This window comes from Mesorhizobium sp. M7A.F.Ca.CA.004.04.2.1 (assembly GCF_004022825.1).
Taxonomy (GTDB): domain Bacteria; phylum Pseudomonadota; class Alphaproteobacteria; order Rhizobiales; family Rhizobiaceae; genus Mesorhizobium.
The window spans coordinates 1-3,770 of record NZ_RZPH01000600.1 but is presented as its reverse complement, the minus strand read 5'-3'; the positions used below and the strand labels follow the sequence as shown (position 1 = coordinate 3,770).

General features: G+C 60.5%; 2 protein-coding genes and 1 pseudogene. All 3 read right to left on the bottom strand.

Annotated elements, in window-relative coordinates:
• Nucleotides 1–167 precede the first annotated feature (167 nt).
• Complete coding sequence (locus tag EN893_RS23455; RefSeq protein ID WP_127267801.1) at nt 168–1,535, bottom strand: IS1182 family transposase; 1,368 nt, start codon at nt 1,533–1,535, stop codon at nt 168–170.
• 97 nt (nt 1,536–1,632) lie between these two features.
• The gene (locus EN893_RS23450) at nt 1,633–2,880 is read right to left on the bottom strand and encodes an OmpP1/FadL family transporter (protein ID WP_127267802.1); all 1,248 of its coding nucleotides are present in this window, start codon (nt 2,878–2,880) and stop codon (nt 1,633–1,635) included.
• Between the two features lie 358 nt (nt 2,881–3,238).
• Nucleotides 3,239–3,770, bottom strand: a pseudogene (locus EN893_RS23445) (valine--tRNA ligase); the annotation flags it as partial.

Here is a 3,770-nt window from a genome sequence, read left to right as displayed (position 1 = left end):
GGATGAGACAAATCGGGGCGATGCGATCCCAAACAAAAAAGGCCGGGTAATCCCCGGCCTTTCAGACTGCTGACAAACCCCGTCGATTTTCGGCGGGGTTTTTTGTTATGTGATTGAAGTGTCTTGGACTGTTTGTGTCAGGAGATTTTGACAAGAGGCATTGAGCCTCATGCGCGGGCCGGCTTGGGTTTCGGGCACAGGCAAAGGGCGATCTTTTTGATGTTCTGGGCGGCGGCGGCGATCAGGCACTGGCAGGCGACCTTGGTGAGACTTCGGAACCGCGCATAGCGGTGACCATGCAGTTGCTTGGCGTCGGCGAAGGAGCGCTCGACGGTCTCCTTGCGGCGGCGGTAGATAGCCTTGCCCCATGCGGTCAGCCGGTTGGCGTCGGTGCGCTCCTTCGCATCGGCCCAGGCATGGCGGATGATGGTGCGTTGGGCCTTGGCATTGCTGGTGCAGGAGGCAAGCAGCGGGCAGTCGCGGCAGATAGCCGGGTCACTCTTGTAGTGGCGGTAGCCATTGCGGTCGGTGGTGGCGTAGGCCAGCATCTGGCCCTGTAGGCAGCGATAGCCATCAGCCGCCGGCTCATGGGTGAAGGAGGACGGACCCATCATGCCGGGCTTGGGCGGTCTGGGGCGACGATAACCGGTGACACCGCGGATTGCCCGATCCTCCAGTCCTTTGGCGATGCCTGCCGTGGCATAGCCGGCGTCCAGCCCGACGGCGCCGACATCAAAGCCGAAGCGCTGCACCTGCCGATCGAGCCTCGACAGGTAGACGGTCGAATCGTGGACGATCGCCGTCGTGTGCGTGTCGGTGATGATGGCGTGCGCCGCATCCACCGTGCGATGGTCGAGATAGAAAAAGCCCTTCGGCTTGCCCTCGCGCACCATGTAGCCGCTGTCGGGGTCGGTGCGCGAGACCTTGGTCTCCTTAACCGCAGGCCGCCGCTCCTTCTGCTTCAGCGGCTTCTGGCCATGCAGCGCCCGTTCGGTGTCGATCGCACGATCGAGGTCGGCCCAATAGTCGGCCCGCGACTTGGCGATCATGGCAAGATCGTATTTGCCCTTGTTGGCGTTGGCCTTCAGATGGGTGGAGTCGGTGTACAGCACCGTGCCGTCGACCAAGCCCGCCCGGATCGCCTGCTCAACAATGCGGTCGAAGATCGCCTGCGACACGCTGGTGTCGTCGTAACGACGCCGCCGGTTCTGGCTCAACGTCGAGGCGTCGAACACCTTGTCCGTCAGCTTCAGTCGCAGGAACCAACGATAGGCGACATTGACCTCGATCTCGCGCACCAGCTGCCGCTCCGAGCGAACGCCAAACAGGTAGCCGATGAACAGCGCCTTGAACATCAAGGTCGGGTCGAGTGGCGGGCGGCCATTGTCGGGGCAATACAGCGGCGCGGTCAGATCGTGGACGAAGGTGAAATCGATCACACGGTCGATCTTGCGCAAAAGGTGATCGGCAGGAACCAACTGATCCAGCGTCACCATCTCGAGCGCGGTCTGTTCAGGGGCGGGTCGCTTCAACATGACCCAGTGAATCAAAAACCCCCAGCAAATGCCAGGGGTTTGTCAGCAGTCTGAAAGGCCGGGTAATCCCTGGCCTTTTGTTATAATTGTCAGAGACTTAGAACTTGATCTTAAGGCCACCTGAAATCGCCGTGACCAGATCGTTGCCGAAGTCGTAGCTGACATCCGTGCCGGCGACGTATCCGTTCTCACCAGCCAACGCTCCAGAATGGCCGCTGGTCAGCACCCCAACCGCGCCGGCCAGACGCACTTCGATGTTCGGCTTGGGCGTAAAGGCGACGCCGCCGCCCAGTGTCCAGGTATCGGTCTGCGAGCCATAGCCATGCGACGTGCCGCGATCCCAGGAAAGCTGGCCGGCAGCACTCCACTGATCGTTGAACTTGTGGCCAATGCCGCCGGTAACTGTCCAGCCGTCACGATACATCAGGTCCAGCGAGGTGATCTGGCCCGAATGGAGAGCATCACCAGTGACGCATGCCCCTGCGGGGGTACCTACGACGCAAATCGGAACGCTCTGCAGCAGGCTCCAATTGACCCACTTGAGCGAACCGAAGGCGAGCCAGCCTGGCGCAATGCCTGACTGCAATTTCAATTCGACTGTATCCGGCATGTATTGCGTTGAGCCGTAGATCGGAAGCACCACGCTGCCAACATGCGTCAAATCCAGCGTGCCCGAGATATTGTCGAGCTTGACCCGCGAATTGTAGACGAGGCTGGCGCGCAGTGCGATCTCGGGGATTTCATAGGCCAGGCCGGCGCGCCAGCCCCAGCCGGTCCCCTTGAGATCGACACGCCCGGTACCCTGGAAATCCGGCACCAGCGGCGATATCAGGTCCTGCTTGAAGCCATAGACTTCCTGGTAGTAGACGCCGCCGATGAAGCGAACCTGGCCTTTGCCGGCGTCCATCTTGTAGGAGCAGGTTGTGGCGTAGTTGTTGCTTTTGATGTCGGTTTCCATGTTGGACTGGGCACCGGCCCAAAGACCCGGATTTGTGTGCGCACCCCAAGGCTGGGAATAGTCGAACATACAGTCGACACCCTGGACGATCTGCGCCTTGACGCCGATCCGCGGCACCCAATAGCTCTCGCTGTCCTTCGCCGTGCTGCCCAGAGGCGTCAAATCGCCGTCGAGCGGGTTGGTGTCCACCGCATTCTTGAGCTTGCGTTGCGGCATCACATAGGTCGATTCGGCTTCGGTCGCGAACGGAGCCGGATCGAACAGCAAATCGATATCGTAACCGCCGCGCTCCAGGCCGCCGGCATGTGCCGGATTCATCGCCGTCCCGATCAAAGCCAGCGAAAAGCAGCCCGCCCCCAGCAGCGCCTTCAGTCGCAGAATAGTCATGAAATGTCCTCCCCGAATTCGAGTGCATCAAGCTAGAACCAATTCAGGTTAACGGTGCAACAACGAATTCGCGGGCGTACATGTACACATTGGCCAGGCGCATTTTCGAGGAAATGCAACCTAGTGCGGCAAAGCCGAAAAATGGTCTGTGAAGGCTGAGCGGCTCTCAAAAAACAGAGAGAACCATCCAAAAAGGCTCGAAAACAGGCCTTTTTGGGGCTCCAGGAGCCCCATTGTTACATTATGGCAACAATGGGGCTAAAACTTCCGTTTACGTCAATATTAACGCAACGGCATCCAGATTTTCGACGCGAAAAACCAGCACTTTAGAGAGGGCTAAAGTCTCGCGAATCTATCCTCAACCGGCGTCGCGAACCCTGGCCAACGCGACCGACAGCTTGTCCTGCGCATCGCGGTATTCAGCGAGCTTTTCACGCTCGGCATCGACGATCTCGGCCGGCGCGCTGGCGACGAACCTCTCGTTCGACAGCTTCTTGTGCAGCCGCGCGATCTCCTCGGTCACCTTGGCCAATTCCTTCTGCAGCCGTGCTGCCTCGGCGACAAGGTCGATCAGGCTGCCAAGCGGCAGGCAGATCGTCGCCTCGTTGAGCACGATCTGCGCCGAACCCTTGGGCGCGACATCGGCAAGCGAGATGTCGCCGACCCGCGCCAGCCGCTTGATCGCCGATTCTTCGCGGACAAGCCGTTCGCGTGTCACAGCGTTGGCGCCGACCACGACGAGCGGTGCAATGGCTGCCGGCGGCACGTTCATCTCCGAGCGCACCGAGCGGATGCCGGAGACGAGATCGACCAGCCAATTGATGTCGGCTGCAGCCTCGGCGTCTTCGAAGTCCGGCGACGGCCACGCGGCGTGGCACAGCAGCGAGGGG